The organism is Streptomyces hundungensis (assembly GCF_003627815.1).
GTDB lineage: Bacteria > Actinomycetota > Actinomycetes > Streptomycetales > Streptomycetaceae > Streptomyces > Streptomyces hundungensis_A.
On sequence record NZ_CP032698.1, the window covers coordinates 6,606,702 to 6,629,863 of the forward strand.

21 protein-coding genes and 1 rRNA gene are annotated in these 23,162 nt (G+C 70.3%); 13 read left to right on the top strand and 9 right to left on the bottom strand.

The annotated features are described in order from the left end of the window. Window positions 1-61: 61 nt before the first annotated feature. The 4 genes from DWB77_RS29295 (at window position 62) to DWB77_RS29305 (ending at window position 2,596) form a co-directional block, all read left to right on the top strand. Window positions 62-1,354, top strand: a complete 1,293-nt coding sequence (locus tag DWB77_RS29295; protein ID WP_120728389.1) for a CynX/NimT family MFS transporter — start codon at window positions 62-64, stop codon at window positions 1,352-1,354. Between the two features lie 30 nt (window positions 1,355-1,384). Further along, window positions 1,385-1,501 carry an SGM_5486 family transporter-associated protein gene (locus DWB77_RS39335; protein ID WP_261711291.1) on the top strand — a complete coding sequence of 39 codons (117 nt, stop codon included), beginning with the start codon at window positions 1,385-1,387 and terminating at the stop codon, window positions 1,499-1,501. 274 nt (window positions 1,502-1,775) lie between these two features. Continuing rightward, the gene (locus DWB77_RS29300; protein WP_120724666.1) at window positions 1,776-1,982 is read left to right on the top strand and encodes a hypothetical protein; all 207 of its coding nucleotides are present in this window, start codon (window positions 1,776-1,778) and stop codon (window positions 1,980-1,982) included. A 95-nt stretch (window positions 1,983-2,077) separates the two neighbouring features. After that, window positions 2,078-2,596, top strand: coding sequence for a SixA phosphatase family protein (locus tag DWB77_RS29305; RefSeq protein WP_120724668.1), 519 nt, complete (start codon window positions 2,078-2,080; stop codon window positions 2,594-2,596). A gap of 76 nt (window positions 2,597-2,672) precedes the next feature. On the opposite strand, the gene serB is transcribed toward DWB77_RS29305, so the two are convergent. Further along, window positions 2,673-3,914 (bottom strand): phosphoserine phosphatase SerB, encoded by a 1,242-nt coding sequence (serB, locus tag DWB77_RS29310; protein ID WP_120724670.1) that lies wholly within the window; start codon window positions 3,912-3,914, stop codon window positions 2,673-2,675. A gap of 126 nt (window positions 3,915-4,040) precedes the next feature. Further along, a complete protein-coding gene (locus DWB77_RS29315) occupies window positions 4,041-5,774 on the bottom strand; it encodes a streptophobe family protein (protein ID WP_120724672.1) in 1,734 nt (577 codons plus the stop codon). A gap of 347 nt (window positions 5,775-6,121) precedes the next feature. Between DWB77_RS29315 and DWB77_RS29320 the strand changes: the two genes are divergently transcribed. Continuing rightward, the gene (locus DWB77_RS29320) at window positions 6,122-8,644 is read left to right on the top strand and encodes an FHA domain-containing protein (protein ID WP_246033678.1); all 2,523 of its coding nucleotides are present in this window, start codon (window positions 6,122-6,124) and stop codon (window positions 8,642-8,644) included. 78 nt (window positions 8,645-8,722) lie between these two features. On the opposite strand, the gene DWB77_RS29325 is transcribed toward DWB77_RS29320, so the two are convergent. From DWB77_RS29325 to DWB77_RS29335, 3 genes are all read right to left on the bottom strand, one after another. Then, window positions 8,723-9,397 carry a transglycosylase SLT domain-containing protein gene (locus DWB77_RS29325; RefSeq protein WP_120724675.1) on the bottom strand — a complete coding sequence of 225 codons (675 nt, stop codon included), beginning with the start codon at window positions 9,395-9,397 and terminating at the stop codon, window positions 8,723-8,725. A 270-nt stretch (window positions 9,398-9,667) separates the two neighbouring features. Continuing rightward, window positions 9,668-10,747: an S-adenosylmethionine:tRNA ribosyltransferase-isomerase gene (locus tag DWB77_RS29330; protein ID WP_120724676.1), complete on the bottom strand. Its 1,080-nt coding sequence runs from the start codon at window positions 10,745-10,747 to the stop codon at window positions 9,668-9,670. Beyond that, a complete protein-coding gene (locus tag DWB77_RS29335; protein WP_120728390.1) occupies window positions 10,744-11,466 on the bottom strand; it encodes an SDR family NAD(P)-dependent oxidoreductase in 723 nt (240 codons plus the stop codon). The genes DWB77_RS29330 and DWB77_RS29335 overlap by 4 nt, the downstream gene beginning before the upstream one ends. Before the next feature lie 195 nt (window positions 11,467-11,661). Between DWB77_RS29335 and DWB77_RS29340 the strand changes: the two genes are divergently transcribed. Together DWB77_RS29340 and DWB77_RS29345 are read left to right on the top strand one after the other, a co-directional pair. Beyond that, window positions 11,662-12,861 (top strand): GAF domain-containing sensor histidine kinase, encoded by a 1,200-nt coding sequence (locus DWB77_RS29340; protein ID WP_120724678.1) that lies wholly within the window; start codon window positions 11,662-11,664, stop codon window positions 12,859-12,861. Continuing rightward, window positions 12,854-13,498: a response regulator gene (locus DWB77_RS29345; protein ID WP_120724680.1), complete on the top strand. Its 645-nt coding sequence runs from the start codon at window positions 12,854-12,856 to the stop codon at window positions 13,496-13,498. Before DWB77_RS29340 ends, DWB77_RS29345 begins: the two co-directional genes overlap by 8 nt. A 263-nt stretch (window positions 13,499-13,761) precedes the next feature. Here the strand turns inward: DWB77_RS29345 and DWB77_RS29350 are convergent, their stop codons facing one another. After that, complete coding sequence (locus DWB77_RS29350; RefSeq protein WP_120724682.1) at window positions 13,762-14,547, bottom strand: hypothetical protein; 786 nt, start codon at window positions 14,545-14,547, stop codon at window positions 13,762-13,764. A gap of 148 nt (window positions 14,548-14,695) precedes the next feature. Between DWB77_RS29350 and DWB77_RS29355 the strand changes: the two genes are divergently transcribed. The 4 genes from DWB77_RS29355 to DWB77_RS29370 all read left to right on the top strand — a co-directional run bounded on the left by DWB77_RS29355 (window position 14,696) and on the right by DWB77_RS29370 (window position 17,921). Then, window positions 14,696-15,487, top strand: coding sequence for an ABC transporter ATP-binding protein (locus DWB77_RS29355; protein ID WP_120724684.1), 792 nt, complete (start codon window positions 14,696-14,698; stop codon window positions 15,485-15,487). 83 nt (window positions 15,488-15,570) lie between these two features. Further along, a complete protein-coding gene (locus DWB77_RS29360) occupies window positions 15,571-16,002 on the top strand; it encodes an NfeD family protein (RefSeq protein ID WP_120724686.1) in 432 nt (143 codons plus the stop codon). A gap of 80 nt (window positions 16,003-16,082) precedes the next feature. Next, on the top strand, window positions 16,083-17,054 hold the full coding sequence (locus DWB77_RS29365; RefSeq protein WP_120724688.1) for an SPFH domain-containing protein: 972 nt from the start codon (window positions 16,083-16,085) through the stop codon (window positions 17,052-17,054). 93 nt (window positions 17,055-17,147) lie between these two features. Next, window positions 17,148-17,921 carry a sulfite exporter TauE/SafE family protein gene (locus tag DWB77_RS29370; protein WP_174248642.1) on the top strand — a complete coding sequence of 258 codons (774 nt, stop codon included), beginning with the start codon at window positions 17,148-17,150 and terminating at the stop codon, window positions 17,919-17,921. Between the two features lie 69 nt (window positions 17,922-17,990). Here DWB77_RS29370 and DWB77_RS29375 read toward each other — a convergent pair whose 3' ends face one another. From DWB77_RS29375 to DWB77_RS29385, 3 genes are all read right to left on the bottom strand, one after another. Beyond that, the gene (locus DWB77_RS29375; RefSeq protein WP_120724690.1) at window positions 17,991-18,506 is read right to left on the bottom strand and encodes an HNH endonuclease; all 516 of its coding nucleotides are present in this window, start codon (window positions 18,504-18,506) and stop codon (window positions 17,991-17,993) included. A 180-nt stretch (window positions 18,507-18,686) separates the two neighbouring features. Then, window positions 18,687-19,223: a YbhB/YbcL family Raf kinase inhibitor-like protein gene (locus DWB77_RS29380; RefSeq protein ID WP_120724692.1), complete on the bottom strand. Its 537-nt coding sequence runs from the start codon at window positions 19,221-19,223 to the stop codon at window positions 18,687-18,689. 70 nt (window positions 19,224-19,293) lie between these two features. Beyond that, complete coding sequence (locus tag DWB77_RS29385) at window positions 19,294-20,076, bottom strand: sporulation protein (protein ID WP_120724694.1); 783 nt, start codon at window positions 20,074-20,076, stop codon at window positions 19,294-19,296. Window positions 20,077-20,170: 94 nt separating this feature from the next. Between DWB77_RS29385 and DWB77_RS29390 the strand changes: the two genes are divergently transcribed. Together DWB77_RS29390 and DWB77_RS29400 are read left to right on the top strand one after the other, a co-directional pair. After that, window positions 20,171-20,812: a DNA-3-methyladenine glycosylase gene (locus DWB77_RS29390; protein WP_120724696.1), complete on the top strand. Its 642-nt coding sequence runs from the start codon at window positions 20,171-20,173 to the stop codon at window positions 20,810-20,812. Window positions 20,813-21,359: 547 nt separating this feature from the next. After that, window positions 21,360-22,885 (top strand): 16S ribosomal RNA (locus DWB77_RS29400). Window positions 22,886-23,162: the final 277 nt, after the last annotated feature.

The following is a 23,162-nucleotide window of genomic DNA, read 5'->3' on the forward strand; positions in this document are numbered from 1 at the left end:
GTGAAAAGGGGATCGTGAACGATTGGACAACCAATCATCCCATGATTCTATGATGGACCACATGGCCGACGAAGAGACCACCACGCTGAGCCCCGCGCCCACCGTCCGCACCGAGCCCCTGGAAGCCCCCGCACCCGCCGGCTCCGCCCGGGTGCCGGCGTGGGCGCGCTGGCTCGTACCGCTCGCGCTGGTCCTCGCCGCCGTCAACCTGCGTCCCGCGATCACCAGCCTCGGCTCCCTGATGAAGGAGGTCACCGGCGGACTGCACATGAGCGGCGGCATCGCGGGCGTCCTCACCTCGGTGCCGGCGTTCTGCTTCGCCCTGTTCGGCATCATGGCGCCGCGCCTGGCCCGCCGCTTCGGCCCGGGCGCCGTGGTCCTCGCCGGCATGGCCGCCATCACCGCCGGCCTGCTGCTGCGCCCCTTCGCCGGAGGCACCGTCACCTTCCTCGCGGCCAGCGCGCTCGCCCTGATGGGCATAGCCGTGAGCAACGTCCTGATGCCGGTGATCGTCAAGCGGTACTTCCCCGACCGGGTCGGCTCCATGACCGGCCTCTACTCGATGGCGCTCGCCGCCGGCACCTCGCTCGCCGCGGTCACCACCGTGCCCCTCACCGATGCGCTCGGCGGCAGCTGGCGCCAGGGCCTCGGCATCTGGGCGCTGCTCGCGGTCCTCGCCGTGGCGGCGTGGATCCCGCTGGCGCGCGACCGCTCCGGGAGCGAGAGCCCGGCCGTCAGCGCCAAGCAGGAGGAGGGACCCGCCCCGCGCATCACCCGCAGCGGCACCGCCTGGGCGCTGGCCTGCTTCTTCGGACTCCAGGCGACCGGCGCCTACATCACCATGGGCTGGATGCCGACGATCTTCCGCGACGCGGGCGTATCGGCGGGCACCGCGGGGCTGCTCCTGTCCATCACCATGGTGATGGGCGTGCCGCTAGGCTTCGTCATCCCCTGGCTGGTCAACCGGCTGCGCAGCCAGGGCCCCATCGTGGTCGCGCTCGGCACCTGCGGCCTGGCCGGCTACGCCGGGCTCTACCTCGCGCCGGCCTCCGGAGCCTGGGCCTGGGCGCTGCTGCTCGGCATCTCCAACTGCGCCTTCCCGCTCGCCCTGACGATGATCGGCAAGCGGTCGCGGACCGGCGCGGGTGTCGTACGCCTCTCCGCCTTCGCCCAGTGCGTCGGCTATCTGCTCTCCATCCCGGGCCCCCTGCTCGTCGGCCTCCTGCACGACCGCAGCGGCGGCTGGGACCTGCCCATCGCGCTGATGGCCGCCCTCATGGTGCCGCAGATCGTCGTGGGCATCCTGGCGGGCCGGGACCGCACGATCGAGGACGAGGTCGGGGCCCGGCGATAGCGGGCCAAACCGGGATGCGACACTGGCCGCATGCCAGTGCTCGAACCCAATCCGCAGAACAGCCACAAGAAGCTTCTGCTCGTGCTCGGCGCGATGCTCGCCGTCACGGTCGTCGTCGCCGTCATCGCGACGCTCGCCTCCCCCTGACCGACGCCCGGGGGCACATCCCCCGCGAGGGCGTTCCGACGCCCGCCCGTCTCCTGGACGACGTCCCCGCGTCGCCCCGCAGTGGTCGGGACGACGACCGGGCCCGCCAGGGTGGTGGTGCTAGCCCCACCATCCCCTAGGGGGTCAGGGTCAGGGTCAAGTGGGTGGGTCACCGGATGGGACGACGCCCGCCGGATCCGTAGGTTTTGAGGTACCGCGACGGACGCCCCGTCCGCCCGCGGAACTCGAAGCGGGAACCCCCACGGAGGCGGTCATGTCGGCCCACACCCACCCCAGGTCCACCCAACAGGCCGCCGGTGGCATCGACTTCAAGCTGCCGTGGTGGGGCGTCCTGCTGCCCGCGATCGCGTTCTGCGCGCTCCTCGCGCTCGTGGTCGGATCCGGCGACGCCCACGCGGTGTCCGCCGACGGAACGCTCACCCACCTCGTCGAGCGCATCCAGGAAACCCTCTCCCGCTAGCGCCCGACAGCCCCCGCGAGCACGGCCGTCGCCCTCGCCGGCGGAGCATCCGAGACCCTGCGCCCGGTGGCGCGATCCATGCGAAGCTGGGAAACATGAGCGTCGACACACCCCGCAGGATCGTCCTTCTGAGGCACGCGAAAGCCGACTGGCCCCAGGTGTCGGACCACGAGCGGCCGCTCGCCGAACGAGGCAGGGCGGACGCCCCCGTCGCCGGCCGCCGACTGGCCGAGACCGGCATCGCCCCCGACCTCGCCCTGTGCTCCAGCGCGGTGAGGACCCGCGAGACCTGGAAGCTCGCCGTTCAGGAACTGGCGCACCGCCCCAGGACGGTCTACGAGGACCGCATGTACGAAGCCTCGCTCGGCGAACTGATCGCGCTGGTCAACGAGACCCCCGACGACGTCGAGGACCTGCTGCTCATCGGCCACAACCCCGGTATGCACGCGATGGCCGACGCGCTCTCGGGCGACGCGGACGGTGACCTGCTCGCGCGGATGAACCGCAGCGGCTTCCCGACCAGCGCCATCGCCGTGCTCACCTTCGACGGCCCCTGGAAGTCGGTGGAACACGGCGTGGCCAGGCTCGTCGACTTCTGGGCCCCGCACGCCTGACCGCACGCCCGACCCGTTACGCATGGCTGGGCCCCGGCGCACACCGCGCGCCGGGGCCCCTGTGCGCCCGAGGGTGTCAGTCGACGAGGCCGTCGGCCGCCTCGACCTCTTCGCGGGTGATGCCGAGCAGATACAGCACGGTGTCGAGGAAGGGCACGTTCACCGCCGTGTGCGCGGCTTCGCGCACCACGGGCTTGGCGTTGAAGGCGACCCCGAGGCCCGCCGCGTTCAGCATGTCGAGGTCGTTGGCGCCGTCACCGATCGCCACCGTCTGGGCCAGCGGCACCCCGGCCTCGTCGGCGAACCTCCGCAGCAGCCGCGCCTTGCCGGCCCGGTCGACGATCTCGCCCGTGACCCGGCCGGTGAGCCTGCCGTCCTCGACCTCCAGGGTGTTGGCGGAGGCGAAGTCGAGCCCGAGCCGGTCCTTGAGGTCGTCGGTGACCTGGGTGAACCCGCCCGATACGACGCCCACTTGATAGCCGAGCGCCTTCAGCGTACGGATCAGGGTGCGGGCGCCCGGGGTGAGCCGGACCTCGGCCCGTACCTTGTCCACCACCGACACGTCCAGGCCCCGCAGCAGCGCCACCCGGGCGTGCAGCGACTGCTCGAAGTCCAGCTCGCCGCGCATCGCGGCGGCGGTGACCTCGGCGACCTCGGCCTCGCAGCCGGCGTGCGCGGCGAAGAGCTCGATCACCTCGTCCTGGATCAGCGTGGAGTCCACGTCCATCACGACGAGCCGCTGGGCCCGGCGGTGCAGGCCCGCCGAGACGACGGCCACGTCCACGCCACGAGCGGCGGCCTCGGTCGCGAGCGCGGTGCGCAGCGTTCCCGTCGCCACGCCGGAGACCGCGAACTCCACGGCGGTGACGGGGTACTTGGCGAGCCGGAAGATACGGTCGATGTTGCCGCCGGTACCGGCGATGCGAGCCGCTATGGCCGCCGTGGACTCGGCGGTCAGCGGGTGGCCGAGCACGGTGACGTGCGAACGGCCGCTGCCGCGCGGCCTGTTGTCGCCGGTGCCGGAGATGATCTCGGCCTCCAGCTTCAGCGACTCGGCCCAACTGTGCACCGTGGCCCGCAGTTCGCCCTGGGGGGCGACGGTCGGCTCGGTGACCAGCGCGCACAGGACGAGCCTGCCACGGGAGACGACCTGTTCGATGTCCACGACATCGACGGAGTAGGCGGCGAGGGTGTCGAAGAGCCCGGCGGTGATGCCGGGACGGTCCTTGCCGAAGATCTTGACGAGGAGGGTCGGTACGTCAGAGCTCTGACCGGCGTCGGAGTTCTGGCCGGCGGGGGGCAGGGGCGATGGCGTCATGGTGATCCCACCGTATCCGCACGCCGCTCCGTCCCCGCACGCCGTCCCGCCCTGCGGACAGGGCCCCCTCGTACGGCCCCTCGTACGGCCGCCCTGGTGAAGCTCCGGCCGACGGAGTGGCGCGCTTCAGGGGCCGCGCCGTGGTGTGCCGGGCGGGGGAGGGGGGCCCTCGTGCGGAGGCGTGCGCGGTCGAGGGGCCGGTCGCGGCCCGCCCCCCGGGCCGGGCAGGGTGGGGGAGCCGTGCAGGTCCGGCGGCAGCTTCAGATACGGGTTGGTGTCGGGGTTCGGCGGCCGGTAGGAGGGCGCCGGGTCGTACGGTCCAGGAGGCCGCTCCTCCCGCGGTCGCGGTACGTCCGCGCTGCCCGGGTCCGCGAGCGGTTGTCGTACATCCACGCCGCCGGGCCCCGCGAGCGGTTGTCGTACATCCGCGCCGTCCGGGTCCGCGAGCGGTTGCGGTACGTCCGCGCCACTGGCCCCTGCGAACCGTCGCCGAACGTCCACGCCGCCGAGCCCCGCCGGCGCCGCCGCCCTTCGGCCCGCCGCCCCGAAGGCCCGGGCCAGCAGCGCGCCCAGGGCGCCCGCGCCGGCCCCCCACCCGGCGCCGAGGGCGAGGGCGAGCCCCGCGTCGCCGTGCAGCTCGACGCCCGCCCCGAACGCGTCGAAGCCCAGCACCGAGAGGGAGGCGTTCGCGGAGACTCCGGTGAGCCACACCATCAGGGGGAGCGCCACCGCGGTGGCCGCGGCCAGCGACAGCGCGCACCGCCCCGCGAAAACACCGGCGGAACGCCCGCCCACCGGCGTCCGGACCGCGGCGAGCACCCCCGCGCACAGCATCAGACAGGCCATCGCGAGGGCCAACAGCCATGCTCTGTCGTCGAGTTGGGCGAGCCGGGCCACCGTCACCGGCTCGTCGGCCCGCATGTCGAGCAGCCGGCCGAGCGGGTCCGGGAGCAGGGTGGCGAGGGTGCCCGTGGCGTGGCCGCTCCACGGCACGAAGAGGCCGAGCGGGACCGCGAGCCACGCCCCGTTGGGCGCACCGAGGAGCGCCGCGCCCGCGATCCGCCCCGGATGGGCGTCGCCGATCGCCGCGTACGCCGCCGCCGCGAAACCCGCCGCCACCGCCACCAGGGCCACCGTCACCAGCGCGGACACCGCCGGCCGTACCCCTCGGTGCAGCGCCGACCAGCCGCGCGGCAGGGGGGTGCGGCGCGAGGCGAGCAGGGCGATCGCCAGCACCGCGGTCACCCAGCAGGCCGCGCCCGTCAGCGAGCGGGGCGTGTCCACGCGGAAGCCGACCTTCGCCCCGGCGTCCGCGAGCCCGGCGAGCCGGCCCGGCAACAGGCCGCCGATGTCCCCGATGCCGGGAATGCCCGGCACTTTCGCGCCGCCCGGAACGAGGTCCGTGCCGTCGAGGGTGACCAGGTCGTGGCCGATCCGGGCGAGCCCGGCGACCACGGCGACGAACACGAGCACCAACACGGCCGCGCGGGCCGCCAGTTCGGCGCCCCGGATCCGGGTACCGGCGGCCCGCAGCGAGCGCAGGAAGAAGAACGCGAGCAGCAGCGCGCCCGCGAGGCCCACGCCGAGCGGCGCGACATCGACGGCCGTCCGTGCCTGGGCGCCGCTCAGGCCGAATGCCGAGACGTCGCCGGACGGGGTGACCGAGCCGCCCACCCCGAGCACCACCACGGCCGCCGTCATCGGACCGAGCGCCCCCGCCGCGTCCGCGCCGAGCAGATGGAGCCCGAGCGCCGCCGTGCCCGCCATCGCCACCAGCGCCCAGCTCACCGAGGCGATCGAGGTGAGCACGACATCGCCCCACCGGATCGCGCCCCGAACCTCATTGTCGTCCACGCTCATCAGGACCCCCCGATACGAGCCGACTTGCACCTTTTGGGAGCGGAGAGACCATTTTCGACCGCCGCCGGGTCATTTATGGGCGGACATCATGATCCGTACGCACTCATGGGTGCTTACTACTCTCGGGGGGTGTTTGGCCCACGTCAACGGGCGGGCGCCGAGGCCCTGTTGCACGACCGCGACGGGACTGTGCCCGGTCTGTGCACGTAATTCACAAGGCCCGGGTTTCGGATACGAGCCCGGGCCTGAAATAGTTCCCCACGATGTTCACCAACCCTAGACTCCCGGTGTCGGGAGTACGGGCCTCCGGTGCGGAGGTCTTTCGGGGGACGACAAGTGGGGCTGGAGTGCCGGAACTCGTACTGGAATTGAATGGCAGCACCTGGACGCTCGATCCGTCCAGGTCGTACACCCTCGGCCGGGACCCGCAAGGTGACCTGGTGGTCGACGACGCCAGGGTGTCGTGGCGGCATGCCACGATCAGCTGGAGCGGCCGCAGTTGGGTCATCGAGGACCACGGATCGACCAACGGCACCTATGTGCGGGGCCAGCGGATCCACCAGATGGACATCGGCCCCGGCTCCTCGGTCCACCTCGGCAACGCGACCGACGGCCCGCGGCTGAATCTCACCGGTGCCGCCGCCTGCACACCGCACGCCCCCGCCCAGCAGGCGCAGGCGACGCCCGTCCACCCGCAACCGCAGCAGACCCCGCCCCAGCAGGGCGGCTGGGCGCAGCAGCACCCCCCGCAGGCGCAACACCCCCAACAGCCGCAGGTTCCGCAGCAGCAGTGGCAACAGCAGCCGCAGCCGCAGGTCCCGCAGCAGGGCGGCGCCGCGGGCGCCCCGCCCGTCTACGGGGACCGCAGCCCGACCACGTTCCACCAGGTCGCGCTCGGCCGGGTCATGCGCATCGGCCGTGCCCTGGAGAACGAGCTGGTCGTCTCCGACCTCCAGGTCTCGCGCCACCACGCCGAGTTCCACGCGACGCCCGACGGCCGGATGGAGATCCGCGACCTCGGCTCGCACAACGGCACCTATGTCAACGGCCAGCCGATCGCCAAGGGCGGCAGCGTCCTGCTCGGCCCGCAGGACATCGTGGGCGTCGGCCACTCGACGTACCGCATCGTCGGCGACCGGCTCGAGGAGTTCGTCGACACCGGTGACGTCTCCTTCTCCGCCCGCCATCTGACCGTCACGGTCGACGGCGGCAAGGACATCCTCAAGGACGTCTCGTTCGGCGTCCCCGAGAAGTCCCTCATCGCGGTCATCGGCCCCTCGGGCTCCGGAAAGTCCACGCTCCTCAAGGCGCTCACCGGCTACCGGCCCGCCAACAAGGGCGACGTCCTCTACGACAACCGCAACCTCTACAAGCAGTTCGCCGAGCTGCGCCAGCGCATCGGTCTGGTCCCGCAGGACGACATCCTGCACAAGGAGCTGACCGTCAAGAAGGCGCTGAAGTACGCGGCCAAGCTGCGCTTCCCCGCCGACACCACCGAGAACGAGCGCCAGCAGCGCATCGACGAGGTGCTGCGCGAGCTCAAGCTGGACATCCACAAGGAGAAGAAGGTCACCTCCCTCTCCGGTGGCCAGCGCAAGCGCGTCTCGGTGGCCCTGGAGCTGCTTACCAAGCCCTCGCTGATCTTCCTCGACGAGCCCACCTCGGGCCTCGACCCGGGCATGGACCGCGACGTCATGCAGCTTCTTCGCGGCCTCGCCGACGACGGTCGCACCGTCCTGGTCGTGACCCACTCGGTGGCCGAACTCGCGATCTGCGACAAGCTGTTGGTGATGGCGCCGGGCGGCTCCGTCGCCTACTTCGGGCCGCCCGAGGAGGCGCTGAACTTCTTCGGCTACGGCACCTGGGCCGATGTCTTCTCCGCCTTCGAGAGCTACCGCGACTACGACTGGGCGGGCCGCTGGAAGGGCTCGCAGCACTACCAGATGTACGCCGCGGACATCGACGCCGTCGCCCCGCAGTCGGTGCAGATGCCGCCGGCCCAGTCGATGAAGCCGCCGAAGCCGCAGGGCTGGCTCTCCCAGCTGTGGACCCTGATGCGCCGCTACACCTCGGTGATCGCATCCGACAAGGGCTTCCTCGCCCTGTCGGTGGCGCTGCCGGCCGTGATCGGCTCGGTGAGTGTCGTCATCCCGGCGAAGTTCGGCCTCGCGCCGCCGACGCCGCCGTCCCGGTTCAACGGGGACGCCGGCACGATCATGCTGATCCTCGCGGTCGGCATGTGCTTCTCGGGCGCGGCCAACTCCGTACGAGAACTGATCAAGGAACGGGTCATCTACGAACGGGAACGGGCCACCGGCCTGTCCCGCTCGGCATACCTGATGTCCAAGATCCTGGTGCTCGGGGTGATCACCGCCTTCCAGGGCGTGATCCTGTGCGTCATCGGCTTCTCGACCCGCAAGCTGCCCGCCGAGGGCCTGGTGATGCCGCCCGCGGTCGAGATGTGCCTGGTCGTCATCGCGCTCGGCTTCACCTCGATGATGTTCGGCCTGATCATCTCCTCGCTGGTGAAGACCTCCGAGAAGACCATGCCGCTGCTCGTCATGTTCGCCATCGTCCAGGTCGTCTTCACCGGCATCCTGTTCAAGGTGTACGACTCGCCCGGCCTTGAGCAGTTCGCCTGGCTGATGCCGTCGCGCTGGGCCATCGCGGGCGTCGGCACGACGCTCGACCTGTCCCATCTGATGGGCCCGATGGACCAGAGCGACCCGACCAACCTCGACCCGCTCTGGAAGCACGACGCCGCCCAGTGGTTCACCGACATCTCGGTGCTGCTGGTCATCGGCATCGCGCTCGGCTTCGTGGTCGCGCGCCTGCTGCGCCGCCACGAGCCCGAGGTCATGCGCAAGTAGCCGGACCCGGACACGGGAGAAGGGCGGCACCCCGTGGGGGGTGCCGCCCTTCTCGCGTCCCGTACGCCAGGAAAAGGATCAGTAGGCGCTGTTCACGTTGTCCATCGAGCCGTACTTGTCGGCCGCGTAGTTGGCGGCGGCGGTGATGTTGGCGACCGGGTCGTAGATGTTCCACGAGGTGCCGGGCACGTGGTAGGCGTTGAACGTCGGCTGGATGACCTGGAGCAGGCCCTTGGACGGGACGCCGTTGATGGCGTTGATGTCCCAGCCGTTGATGGCCATCGGGTTGCCGGTCGACTCGCGCATGATGTTGCGGTGCAGACCCTCGTAGCTGCCGGGGATGCCCTTGCTCTTCATGATGTCGAGGGACTGGCGGATCCAGCCGTCGAGGTTGTTGGCGTAGACCGGCTTGCGGGCGGCGGAGCGGCTCGCGGCGGCGGCCGCGTCACGCTTCTTCGCCTCGGCCTCGGCCTTCGCCTTGGCGTCCGCGGCGGCCTTCGCCTTCGCGGCGACCTGGGCCTGCTTGTCCGCGGTGACGTGCTGCTTGGTGACGCTCTCGGAGAGCGTCCTGGTGCTGGCGACGGTCGCCGAGAAGGCGGCGGGCTCGGCGGCTGCGGCGGCCGTGCCCGACTCGCCCGTGCCGGGGAGAACCGTGAGGGCGAGAGCGGCGGCGCCGAGGGCGGCGACACCGGCAATCGAGATCTTGTGCGTCTTGGGCAGACGACTAGGACCCAGGTTGCTGAACTCGGGCATGGCGGTTGGACCTCTTCCGAATGGCGGGGGACGGCGCATCGAAGCGCCGCGGCGTTGGAGCCGCAGTGCTGTGCGACGGGAGCCATTGTTAGCGGCCGCAAAATCTGGTGGCAAAGCTGCCACTTACGAAGCCGGGTAGTGGATCAGGGCCGCGCGAAAGGCGCCTCGTACCCACTCCGGACCGGCTCACACCGCCTTTATCCGTCCACTAGCCCGCTTCGTAAGTGATGTGCGTCCTATGCGCGGGCTCACATCAGACACGTAACAATCTCACCGCACGTTGCTGGAGCAATGCGCAGCGTGAGGGTTCTCCTCCGCAAGGATGAGGTGGACGTCGCCGAACTCGTGCCACAGGTAGAGCCGGCTCAGCGCCTGGTCGTAGGCGACGGCCAGCGCCTCGCGCCCCGCGATCGCCTCCAGCATCAGCAGATGGGAGGCCTCCGGCTCGTGCAGGCCGGTCAGCAGTCCGTCCACCACCCGCACGCCGCGCTCCGGCGTCACCACCAGATCCGTCCAGCCCGCCGCCGCCCGCACCACCCGGCCGGGCCCGGCCGCCGACTCCAGGGCGCGCACCGCCGTGGTCCCCACGGCCACGATCCTGGCGCCGTCCGCCCGGGCCGCGTTCACCAGCCGGGCCGTGGCCGCCGAAACCTCGAAGCGCTCCGGGTAGGGCGGCTCGTGCGCCTCCGCAGAAGCCACCCCGGTGTGCAGGACCACCGGCGCGAACCGCACGCCGCGCCGCACCAGCTCCGCGACCAGGCCCTCGGTGAACGGCCGTGCCGCACTCGGCATCTCCGCCGAGCCGAGCCCGCCGGGCGCGGGCCGCGCGAACACCGTCTGGTACGCCGCCAGCGGCTGGTCCCGCTCGGTGTAGGAGTACCGAATGGGCCGCCCGTGCCGCCGCATCAGCCCCGGTACGTCGGCCGCCGACACCCGGGCCCACCACAGCCGGTCCGGGCTCAGCGCCTCATCCAGCACCAGGCGCTCCCCGTCCGGCAGCACCACCCGCGTGCCCGCCCGGTCCCCGGTGCGCCGTTCCGTACTGCCCGACGCCGTCGGGCGGCGCAGCTCCACGGCCCAGCGCCCGTCCGGGCCGAGCGTGGAGAAGTGCACCACCACCGGCCGGCCGCCGACCCTGCCGTCGACCGCGGCGGGCAGTGTCCTCGAGGTGTTGACCACCAGGACGTCACCCGCCCGCAGCTGCCCGGCCAGCTCACGAAACCGGTGGTGCGTGACCGCCGTGCCGCGCGACACCATCAGCCGCACGTCGTCGCGCCCCGCCCCGCGCACCTCGGCGGGCACCGAGGCCAGCAGCGCCTCGGGCACCCGCACCACCAGCGGCGCCGTCACCGCGCCACCTCCCCATCGGCCGCCGACGGATCCGGTATCAGGGAAGGCGCGCTGTAGCGGCCGCTCGGCAGCCGCTCGTCGAGGAGCCGCAGGAAGCCCGGCACCACCGTCGAGGGCTCCGGCCGCCCGGAGTCGTCGCCCGGCACCGCGGCCGCGTACAGGTCCGTGCGCAGATCGCCCGGGTCCACCGCCCACACCCGAAGGCCCGGCTCCTCCACGGCGAGCACCGCCGCCACCTGGTCGAGCGCCGCCTTCGACGCCCCGTAACCACCCCAGGTCCGGTACGCCTCGACCGCCGCGTCCGAACTGACCGCCACCACCGCGCCGAAGGCGGCCTCCCGCAGCAGGGGCAGCGCCTCCTGCACGAGCCCGAGCGCGGCCACCACATTGGTCTCCAGGGCCGTCCGCAGCCCTTCGAGCGTCAGCTCCGCCAGGGGTACGAGCGGCTCGGCGCCCAGCGCGGAGGCGTTGTGCACCAGCAGATCGAGTCCGCCGAGGTCCCCCGCCGCGGCCACCAGCTCCGCCCGGTGCCCGGCGTCGGTGACATCTCCGGCGAGCGCCACGACCTTCGTGCCATACCCGTCGAGTCCACGCGCCGCCTCCTCCAGTACGGGTCCCGTCCTCGCGTCGAGGACCAGGTCCCAGCCCCGCCGGGCCAGTGCCGCGGCGAGTGCCGCTCCGAGCCCCTTCGAGGCGCCCGTGATGATCGCGACCGGCATGGTGTCCAACCCCTCTGTCCATCGAGTTCCATCGAATTCCTCCGTCGATGGGTTCACAGTGGCGCCGGGGGCGTGGGCGGCGCCTCGGACGCGGGGCCCACCCCGGCGAGGCCCTTCGGCCTAGGCCCCAGGACCCAAGCGGTGCTGGTCCCCGGGCCGAGGCGCGGGGCCGCACCCCGCCGGTACGGTGATCACATGAGCCGTCCCGGACCCCACTCCGCCGCCCGGCCCGGCCGGGCCTCCTCGCCGAGCGTGGGCCTCGCCGCGGTGAGCACCGCCCTGCTCGCCATGAGCCGGCACCTGGAGGTCGGGGACGTCCTCAAGACGATCACCGCGTCCGCCCGCGAACTGCTCGACGCCGAGTACGCGGCGCTCGGCGTCCCCGACGACCGCGGCGGCTTCGCCCAGTTCGTGGTGGACGGCATCAGCGACGAGCAGTGGCGGGCGATCGGGCCGCTGCCCCGCCAGCACGGCATCCTCGCCGCGATGCTCCACGAGGAGAAGGCCGAGCGCCTCGCCGACGTGCGCCAGGACCCCCGCTTCGAGGGCTGGCCCGCGGCCCACCCCGACATGTCCGACTTCCTCGGCATGCCGATCCGCGACGGGGACGAGACGCTCGGCGCCCTCTTCCTCGCCAACAAGCGCTGCCCCGAGGTCTCCCTCTCCCGCAGGGGCGAGCGCTGCGGCTTCACCGAGCACGACGAGGACCTCCTTCGCCTGTTCGCCCAGCACGCCGCGATCGCCCTCACCAACGCCCGCCTCTACGAACGCAGCCGCGAGCTGACCATCGCCGAGGAGCGCTCCCGGCTCGCCCACGAGCTGCACGACGCGGTCAGCCAGAAGCTGTTCTCGCTGCGGCTCACCGCCCAGGCGGCCGCGGCCCTGGTCGACCGCGACCCGGCCCGCGCCAAGGGCGAGCTCCAGCAGGTCGCGGCCCTCGCGGCGGAGGCGGCCGACGAACTGCGCGCCGCCGTCGTGGAGTTGAGGCCGGCGGCCCTGGAGGAGGACGGCCTCGCGCACACCCTGCGCACCCACGTCCAGGTCCTGGACCGCGCCCACACGGCCCGGGTCACCTTCGACAACCTCGGCGTGCGCGCACTGCCCCCGGCCCAGGAGGAGGCGCTGCTGCGGGTCGCCCAGGAGGCCCTGCACAACGCGCTGCGCCACTCCGGCGCGGGCCGGGTCGACGTCGTACTGGAACGCAGGGACCAGGGCGCGGTGCTGCGCGTCAGCGACGACGGCCGGGGCTTCGATCCCGGCCTCGTCCGGCGCGCGGGCCGTCACCTCGGCCTGGTGTCGATGCGGCACCGGGCGAACGGCGTCGGTGGCAGGCTCACCGTGCAATCGGCACCCGGCGAGGGCGCCACGATCGAGATGGAGGTCCCCGGTGGCTGACAAGGTGATCAGGGTCCTGCTCGTGGACGACCACCAGGTGGTCCGCCGGGGGCTGCGCACGTTCCTGGAAGTACAGGACGACATAGAGGTGGTGGGGGAGGCCTCCGACGGCGCCGAGGGCGTGGCCCGCGCCGAGGAGCTGCGGCCGGACGTCGTCCTGATGGACGTGAAGATGCCGGGGACGGACGGCATCGAGGCCCTGCGCAAGCTCCGCGAACTCGCCAACCCGGCGAGGGTCCTCGTCGTCACGAGCTTCACCGAGCAGCGCACGGTGATACCCGCGCTGCGCGCCGGCGCCTCCGGTTACGTATACAAGGACGTCGACCCGGACGCGCTGGCCGGAGCGATCCGCTCGGTGCACGCCGGGCACGTCCTGCTCCAGCCCGAGGTCGCGGGGGCCCTGCTCAGCCAGGACGAAGGACACGGCGGCACCGGGCGCGGCACGACCCTGACCGAACGCGAGAAGGAGGTCCTGGCGCTCATCGCCGACGGCCGCTCCAACCGCGAGATCGCCCGCCATCTCGTGCTGTCCGAGAAGACCGTCAAGACCCACGTCTCGAACATCCTGATGAAACTGGACCTCGCGGACCGCACGCAGGCGGCCCTATGGGCAGTCCGCAACGGCGTAACCGGCTAACCCCGCGCCCCTGAACCCCCCCTTTTCGCCTGCGGACCGTGCCCGCGTCCCGCGCAGTTCCCCGCGCCCCTTAGCCACTCGGCGCTGGCCCGCACCCCAGCCCCAGGAGGCTTGGCCTTCGGGTGCGGGCCGTGCGTGGCTGGTCGCGCAGTTCCCCGCGCCCCTTAGCGGCACCGGTGCTGGCCCGCACCTCAGCCTGTCCGGCGTTTGAGGACGAGCGCCGTTCAGGCGCGAACGGGGTCTGGGGCGGAGCCCCAGAGGGTTCAGCCGCGCTCGCGCAGCTCCACGTACGCGTTGTACGCCGCAACCCGCGCCCGCCGAGCCACCCGCTCAACCGGCCGCAACGCCTCCCCCCGTGCCGAGATCTCCGAGGCACTCACCGCCCCCCCGTCCCCGTTCTCGTACGCGAGCGCCACCAGCAGCGCGACCCGCCGCGCCAGCTCCAACACCCGTACCGCACGCGGCGGATAGCCCGGTGCGAGCACCTCCTCGTCGGGCCCCTCGGCCCGCGCCCGGTACGCGTCGATCGCGGCGGCCGCGCGCGGACCGGAACCGGCCACGTCGAGCCGGGTGAGCACGGCCGTCGCATCCCGTAGCGCCTCCGCGAGCTCCCGCTCCGCCTCACCGAGCGAGGGCACGTCCGCGGGCGGCGCCTCGCGCACCGAGAGGCAGTGCCAGAGGACCTCCGCGTGCACATCCCCGGCGGGCCCCGCCTCGTACACCTGCGGCACGAGCCCGTACGGCGCCCCGAACCCCACCACGGCCTCCTCGGCGTCCAGCGCCCGCGCGTTGAACTCCGCGGGTCCGCTGAGCCCCAGCGGATGGCCGGCCACCGGGAGCGCGAGCCGCCAGCCGGCCACCCCGAGCGTGCGCAGCCGGCCGAGCGCCAGCGTGAGCCCCACGGGCGCGGACTCGCCCGGCAGCCCCGCGACGCGGTGCACCGCGTCGTCCCCTACGATCGCGAGCTGCGCGTCGTCCGGCGAGACATTTCCGGCCAACAGGGCATTTCCCCATGCGACCAGCCGACCTGAACGTGGTTCCGAGAACATGCCCCCAGCCTAGGGAAGCCGCGCGACCGGACCTAGCGGCGGGATCACTTCCCCAGTGGCGTAGGTTTTCCCTGGGGACCGCGCCCACCGGCGCGCCCCGGACCGCACTCGCGAACTCACGACGATGGCATGGGGAGACAACGCGCTCATGAGCGATGTACTGGAGCTGGTGGACGTATCCGTGGTCCGCGACGGACGCGCTCTGGTGGACGACGTCTCCTGGTCGGTCAAGGAAGGCGAGCGCTGGGTCATCCTCGGCCCCAACGGCGCCGGCAAGACCACCCTCCTCAACATCGCCTCCAGCTACCTCTTCCCGAGCACCGGCTCCGCCAGGATCCTCGGCGAACAGCTCGGCAAGGTCGACGTGTTCGAGCTGCGCCCGCGCATCGGCATGGCCGGAGTCGCCATGGCGGACAAGCTCCCCAAGCGCCAGACCGTCCTGGAGACCGTCCTCACCGCCGCGTACGGCATGACCGCCACGTGGCAGGAGCAGTACGACGCCGTCGACGAGGACCGCGCCCGCGCCTTCCTCGACCGGCTCGGCATGACGGACTTCCTGGACCGGAAGTTCGGCACGCTCTCCGAGGGCGAGCGCAAGCGCACCCTGATCGCGCGCGCCATGATGACCGACCCCGAGCTCCTCCTCCTCGACGAGCCCGCCGCCGGCCTCGACCTCGGCGGCCGCGAGGACCTGGTGCGCCGTCTCGGCCGCCTCGCCCGCGACCCGTATGCGCCGTCGATGGTGATGGTCACCCACCACGTCGAGGAAATCGCCCCCGGCTTCACCCACGTCCTCATGATCCGCCAGGGCAAGGTGCTCGCGGCCGGCCCCATGGAGACCGAGCTCACCTCCCGCAACCTCTCCCTCTGCTTCGGCCTCCCGCTGCTCGTCGAGCACCGCGGCGACCGCTACACGGCGACGGGCCTCCCGCTCGGCTGAGCCCGCGCCCCGTGCCCGGGGCCCCGCGCCCGTGCCCGGGCCGTGTGCCCTGTCGGTGAGGGGACGCCCGGATCTACCATGACCTGGTGGACATCGAGGCATGGGTGTGGTGGCTGGTAGCCGCGGCGGGTCTTGGCATTCCGCTCGTCCTGACCGCCATGCCCGAGTTCGGGATGATGGCGGTCGGCGCGATCGCCGCCGCGATCGGCGCGAGCCTGGGTCTCGGCGCCGTCGCGCAGGTCCTCCTCTTCGTGGTGGTCTCGGTCGCCCTCATCGGCGTCGTACGCCCCATCGCCGCCCGCCACCGCACCCAGCACCCCCAACTCGCCACCGGCACCGAGGCGTTGAAGGGCCGTCAGGCCGTCGTCCTGGAACGGGTCGACGGGAGCGGCGGCCGGATCAAGCTCGCCGGCGAGGTCTGGTCGGCTCGCGCGCTCGACACGGAGCAGGTGTACGAACCCGGCCACCAGGTCGACGTCGTTGAGATCGACGGAGCCACTGCCATCGTCATGTGAACCATGCCAGGATCATCGGGTCCGGAACCGCACGACGTTTCCAGGGCCATCCGAGAGCAAGAAAGGCACGGGGGTACGCGATGCAACCGATCATCATCGTCCTGATCATCCTGGTGGTGCTGGTCTTCATCGCCCTGATCAAGACCATCCAGGTGATCCCGCAGGCCAGCGCGGCCATCGTGGAACGCTTCGGCCGCTACACCAGGACCCTGAACGCGGGCCTGAACATCGTCGTCCCGTTCATCGACTCGATCCGCAACCGGATCGACCTGCGCGAACAGGTCGTCCCCTTCCCGCCCCAGCCGGTGATCACCCAGGACAACCTGGTCGTCAACATCGACACCGTCATCTACTACCAGGTGACCGACGCCCGCGCCGCCACCTACGAGGTCGCCAGCTACATCCAGGCCATCGAACAGCTCACCGTCACCACGCTCCGCAACATCATCGGCGGCATGGACCTGGAGCGGACCCTGACCTCCCGCGAGGAGATCAACGCGGCCCTGCGCGGCGTCCTCGACGAGGCCACCGGCAAGTGGGGCATCCGCGTCAACCGCGTCGAACTCAAGGCGATCGAGCCGCCCACCTCCATCCAGGACTCGATGGAGAAGCAGATGCGCGCCGACCGCGACAAGCGCGCCGCGATCCTCCAGGCCGAAGGTGTACGGCAGTCGGAGATCCTGCGCGCCGAAGGTGAGAAGCAGTCCGCGATCCTGCGCGCCGAAGGTGAGGCCAAGGCGGCCGCCCTGCGCGCCGAGGGCGAGGCCCAGGCGATCCGTACGGTCTTCGAGTCCATCCACGCCGGCGACCCGGACCAGAAGCTGCTCTCCTACCAGTACCTCCAGATGCTCCCGAAGATCGCCGAGGGCGACGCCAACAAGCTCTGGATCGTGCCCAGCGAGATCGGCGACGCCCTCAAGGGCCTCTCCGGCGCCTTCGGCAACCTCGGCGGCGGCATGCCCGGCTTCAACACCGGCAACAACTCCGGCAACAACTCCGGGAACACCGGCAACGGCGCGTCCGAGCGCCGCGAACAACCCCCCTTGGACTGACGGCAGTTGACTGCCCCATACACCGTTCATGCATGATCAGTGCGGCCCCTCGACCTCCATGGCGGGGAGGCGACTCACTGAACGTGTAAGGAGATGGCCTTGTCCATCTGGGAAGCACTCGCGGTCTTCGCGGCCGGCATCGGCGCGGGCACCATCAACACGATCGTCGGATCCGGCACGCTCCTCACCTTCCCCGTGCTCCTGGCCACCGGCCTGCCACCGATCACCGCCAACGTCTCCAACGCGCTGGGCCTGGTCCCCGGCTCCATCAGTGGGGCCATCGGCTACCGCCACGAACTGCGCGGCCAGACCGGCCGGGTGCTCCGCCTCGGCGGCGCCGGGCTCCTCGGCGGGCTCGCCGGGGCGATCCTGCTGCTCGCCCTGCCGTCCTCGTCGTTCGACGCGATCGTCCCCGTCCTCGTCGGACTCGCCCTCGTCCTCGTCCTGTTCCAGCCGCGCCTCGCCGCCACCATCAAGCGCCGCCGCGAGGCCCGGGGCAGCGAGGCCCATCCCGAAGGCGGCGCGGCCCTGCTCGTCGGCCTCTTCCTCGCCAGCATGTACGGCGGCTACTTCGGGGCGGCCCAGGGCGTCCTGTACCTGTCCCTGATGGGCCTGCTCCTGTCCGACAGCCTCCAGCGCGTCAACGCCGTCAAGAACATCCTCGGCGCCGTCGTCAACGGCGTCGCGGCCGTCTTCTTCCTCTTCGTCGCCGAGTTCAACTGGACGGCGGTCCTGCTCATCGCGGTCGGCTCGACCATAGGGGGCCAGATCGGCGCGAAGGTCGGCCGCCGCCTCAAGCCCGCGGTGCTGCGCGCGGTGATCATCGCCGTCGGCATCGTCGCGATCCTCCAACTGACGCTCACGTAGCAGCCGTACGCACACGAAGAAGCCCGCCTTCACCCCGAAGGCGGGCTTCGCACACGGAAGTCGACCCCGTTACGCGGCCGGCGCCGCCCCCGCTGCCAGCCAGTCGGGCAGCTCGGAACGGTCCCCGGACGTCATCGCCAGCAGCATCGCGTCGGCGGGCGAGGGGATGAACGGCTGCCGCAGCAGCGGCATCCCCGCCTCCTCCGGCGTCCGGTCCGCCTTGCGGTGATTGTCCTCGGCGCAGGACGCCACCGTGTTCAGCCAGCCGTCCCGGCCCCCCTGCGCCCGCGGCACCACATGGTCCACGGTCGTCGCGCGCCGACCGCAGTAGGCGCACCGGTGCTGGTCCCGGATCAGCACCCCCCGTCTCGACCACGGAGCCTGTCTTCGGAAGGGCACCCGTACGTATCTGCACAACCGGATCACCCGCGGCACCGGTATGTCGACGGCGGCCGCACGCACCCGAAGCCCCGGATGGGACTGCTCGACCACGGCCTTGTCCTGGAGCACCAGCACCACGGCACGGTTCAACGTCACCGTCGACAGCGGCTCGAAGCTCGCGTTCAGTACCAGCGTTTCCCTCATCGTGCCCACCTCCGTAGCGCCGGCCCACCGACGCGGGCTTGGATCAACTCTGGCCGGGCTCGCCACGATGGACAACGCAATATCCGCGCCCCCGCCCGGAGGAGCTCCGGTCCCGGCAACAGAAAAATGCCCTGCCCTGATCTCTCCAAGACCAGGGCAGGGCAAACGGAAAACGAACGGTCAGCTCTCCGCGGGGGCCGTGTACTCACCGATGAGCTGAGCCCGCCCCAGGGTGTGGAACCGCAGATTGAACCCGACCACGGCCGGAGAAGCCTCCGCGTCCGGACCCAGCTTCTCCGTGTCGACCGCGTACACCGTGAAGACGTAGCGGTGGGTCTCCCCGGCGGGCGGCGCCGCGCCGCCGAACTCCTTCGACCCGTAGTCGTTGCGCACCTGCACCGCGCCGACCGGCAGCCCCTCGAACGAACCGCTGCCCGCGCCCGCCGGCAGCTCGGTCACCGACGCCGGGATGTCGAACACCGACCAGTGCCAGAACCCGCTGCCCGTGGGCGCGTCGGGGTCGAAGCACGTCACCGCGAAGCTCTTCGTGCCGGCCGGAAACCCTTCCCACCGCAGCTGCGGCGAGGTGTTCCCGGCCGCGTAGACCTGGGCGTCCTTGAGCACGGCACCCGGCTCGACGTCCTCGCTCACCACGGTGAACGACGGCACCTCGGGGTGGAAGTCATGGGGAAGCGGCGGCCTCTTGAGCTCGCTCACGTCGGCACCTCCTGATTCGGCATCAACTGTTCGGCGTCACCTGACGGAACCGAGCCTAGGGGGTCCGCCCCTAGAACCAGTTCCGCCGCCCGCCGACCTCGGCCAGCCACTGATTGAGGTACGCCGCCCAGTCCGTCCCCTGGAAGTCGTGCAGGCCGACCTGGAACGAGCGGTAGGAGTCACTGCCCTCGCTGAAGAGCCCCGGCTTCTTGTCCATCTCCAGGATCACGTCCATCTCGCGGTCGTCCGCGACGAACGTCAGCTCCACCTCGTTCAGACCCCGGTACTGCGACGGCGCGGAGAACTCGATCTCCTGATAGAAGGGCAGCCGCTGCCGCGTCCCGCGGATGTGCCCCTTCTCCATGTCCGCGCCCTTGAAGCGGAAGCCCAGCCGGATGAACGCGTCGAGGATCGCCTGCTGGGCGGGGAGCGGATGCACCTGGATCTGGTCGAGGTCACCCGAGTCGAGCGCACGCGCGATCTCCAGCTCGGTCGTCACCCCGATGTGCATGCCCCGCAGCTGCTGCCCGTCGATGGCCGTGACCGGCGTCTCCCAAGGGATTTCGAGCCCGAACGGCACCACGTGCACCGCACCCGCCCGCACCTCGAAGGCCCCGCCGAGCCGGAGCTTGGTGAACTCGATGTCCTGCTTGTGCTCGTGCTCACCGCCCTCGACCTCGACCCGGGCCTGCAACCCGACCGACAGTCCCTCGATCCGCTGGTCCACCGACCCGCCCTGGATCCGCACCTCGCCCTGGACGACTCCGCCCGGCACCACATTGGTCTCGGTGAGCTCGGTCTCCACCGAAGCCCCGCCGGCCCCCAAACTCGCCAGCAGCCGCTTGAACCCCATGCCAGTCCTTCCCCTTGTCGCGCTCGATCTCGCCCCTACGAACGCGTGGCCACGACCTGCGGTTCCATCCGCCCGTCAAGTACGCTCGTACGGCATGATCACGGCCATCGAACGTACGCCACTGACCCGGGACTTCTTCGACCGCCCCGTCCTGGAGGTCGCCCCCGATCTCCTGGGCCGCACGCTGGTACGACGCACTCCCGAGGGGCCCCTCGAACTCCGCCTGACGGAAGTCGAGGCGTACGACGGCCCCAACGACCCCGGTTCCCACGCCTTCCGAGGCCGCACGCCCCGCAACGACGTGATGTTCGGGCCGCCCGGACACGCGTACGTCTACTTCACCTACGGGATGTGGCACTGCCTCAACCTGGTGTGCGGCCCGGCGGGGCGGGCGAGCGGTGTCCTGCTCAGGGCGGGGGAGATCGTGGTGGGCGCCGATCTGGCCCGCTCCCGGCGGCTCTCGGCCCGCCATGACAAAGAACTGGCCAAAGGCCCGGCCCGGCTGGCCACCGCGCTCGATGTCGGCCGCCCCTTGAACGGCGTGGACGCGTGCGACGGGCCCGAGGCCCCGCTCTCCGTCCTTACGGGCACCCCTCCCCACCCCGACCAGGTACGCAGCGGCCCCCGCACCGGCGTCGGCGGCGACGGGGCTCCGCACCCCTGGCGCTTCTGGATCTCGGACGACCCCACGGTGAGCCCCTATCGCGCCCATCAGCCCCGCAAACGCCGAACTTGACTCGGCCTCGAGCGGCGCCTAACGTATCCCGAGCCGCTTGAGACGGGCCCTGCTGTTCAGCATCCCCAAGCGACATCCACTACCTACGATCGAACCCTGACGGGTCTCAATTTCGGCATGCCGAAATTCGAACTCGAATGACTCGATTATGAACAGCAGGGGAAACCCGCTAAAGTAGTGGACACGCCGAAAGGGAAACGCGAAAGCGAAGATCTCGAAGCGTTCCCCATTCCGACGGGGAATCGGACACGAAAGCGTCTGATAGAGTCGGGAACACGAAATACCGAAGGGAAGCGCCCGGAGGAAAGCCCGAGAGGGTGAGTACGAAGGAAGCGTCCGTTCCTTGAGAACTCAACAGCGTGCCAAAAGTCAACGCCAGATTGACAACCCCGTATCCACTCCGGTGGATCGAGGTTCCTTTGAAAAGTCCTGTCGACCTTCACGGTCGGCAGGCGATTACACAGCGAGGACGCTGTGGACGGGCCACCTTATTCCGGTGGTTCCGTCCCGCTCTTACGTGATGTGTGCACCCGATTACGGGTAAACATTCATGGAGAGTTTGATCCTGGCTCAGGACGAACGCTGGCGGCGTGCTTAACACATGCAAGTCGAACGATGAAGCCCTTCGGGGTGGATTAGTGGCGAACGGGTGAGTAACACGTGGGCAATCTGCCCTTCACTCTGGGACAAGCCCTGGAAACGGGGTCTAATACCGGATAACACTCCTCAGGGCATCTTGAGGGGTTAAAAGCTCCGGCGGTGAAGGATGAGCCCGCGGCCTATCAGCTTGTTGGTGGGGTAATGGCCTACCAAGGCGACGACGGGTAGCCGGCCTGAGAGGGCGACCGGCCACACTGGGACTGAGACACGGCCCAGACTCCTACGGGAGGCAGCAGTGGGGAATATTGCACAATGGGCGAAAGCCTGATGCAGCGACGCCGCGTGAGGGATGACGGCCTTCGGGTTGTAAACCTCTTTCAGCAGGGAAGAAGCGAAGGTGACGGTACCTGCAGAAGAAGCGCCGGCTAACTACGTGCCAGCAGCCGCGGTAATACGTAGGGCGCAAGCGTTGTCCGGAATTATTGGGCGTAAAGAGCTCGTAGGCGGCTTGTCACGTCGGATGTGAAAGCCCGGGGCTTAACCCCGGGTCTGCATTCGATACGGGCTAGCTAGAGTGTGGTAGGGGAGATCGGAATTCCTGGTGTAGCGGTGAAATGCGCAGATATCAGGAGGAACACCGGTGGCGAAGGCGGATCTCTGGGCCATTACTGACGCTGAGGAGCGAAAGCGTGGGGAGCGAACAGGATTAGATACCCTGGTAGTCCACGCCGTAAACGTTGGGAACTAGGTGTTGGCGACATTCCACGTCGTCGGTGCCGCAGCTAACGCATTAAGTTCCCCGCCTGGGGAGTACGGCCGCAAGGCTAAAACTCAAAGGAATTGACGGGGGCCCGCACAAGCAGCGGAGCATGTGGCTTAATTCGACGCAACGCGAAGAACCTTACCAAGGCTTGACATATACCGGAAACGGCTAGAGATAGTCGCCCCCTTGTGGTCGGTATACAGGTGGTGCATGGCTGTCGTCAGCTCGTGTCGTGAGATGTTGGGTTAAGTCCCGCAACGAGCGCAACCCTTGTTCTGTGTTGCCAGCATGCCCTTCGGGGTGATGGGGACTCACAGGAGACTGCCGGGGTCAACTCGGAGGAAGGTGGGGACGACGTCAAGTCATCATGCCCCTTATGTCTTGGGCTGCACACGTGCTACAATGGCCGGTACAAAGAGCTGCGATGCCGCGAGGCGGAGCGAATCTCAAAAAGCCGGTCTCAGTTCGGATTGGGGTCTGCAACTCGACCCCATGAAGTCGGAGTTGCTAGTAATCGCAGATCAGCATTGCTGCGGTGAATACGTTCCCGGGCCTTGTACACACCGCCCGTCACGTCACGAAAGTCGGTAACACCCGAAGCCGGTGGCCCAACCCCTTGTGGGAGGGAGCTGTCGAAGGTGGGACTGGCGATTGGGACGAAGTCGTAACAAGGTAGCCGTACCGGAAGGTGCGGCTGGATCACCTCCTTTCTAAGGAGCACAGCACCGTCTGTAGACAAATGTTCTACACGGTCAGCTCATGGGTGGAACGTTGACTATTCGGCACTCCTGGTCAACTCGGGCCGTAAGTACTGCTCTTCGGAGCGTGGAACACGGAACGAGACGATGGGGAGAGCCGGGCACGCTGTTGGGTATCTGAAGGTACGGCCGAAAGGCTTGAGTCCTTCAGTGCCGGCCCCAGTGAACTCGAACCGGTTGGTTCGGGGTGGTGGGTGGCTGGTCGTTGTTTGAGAACTGCACAGTGGAC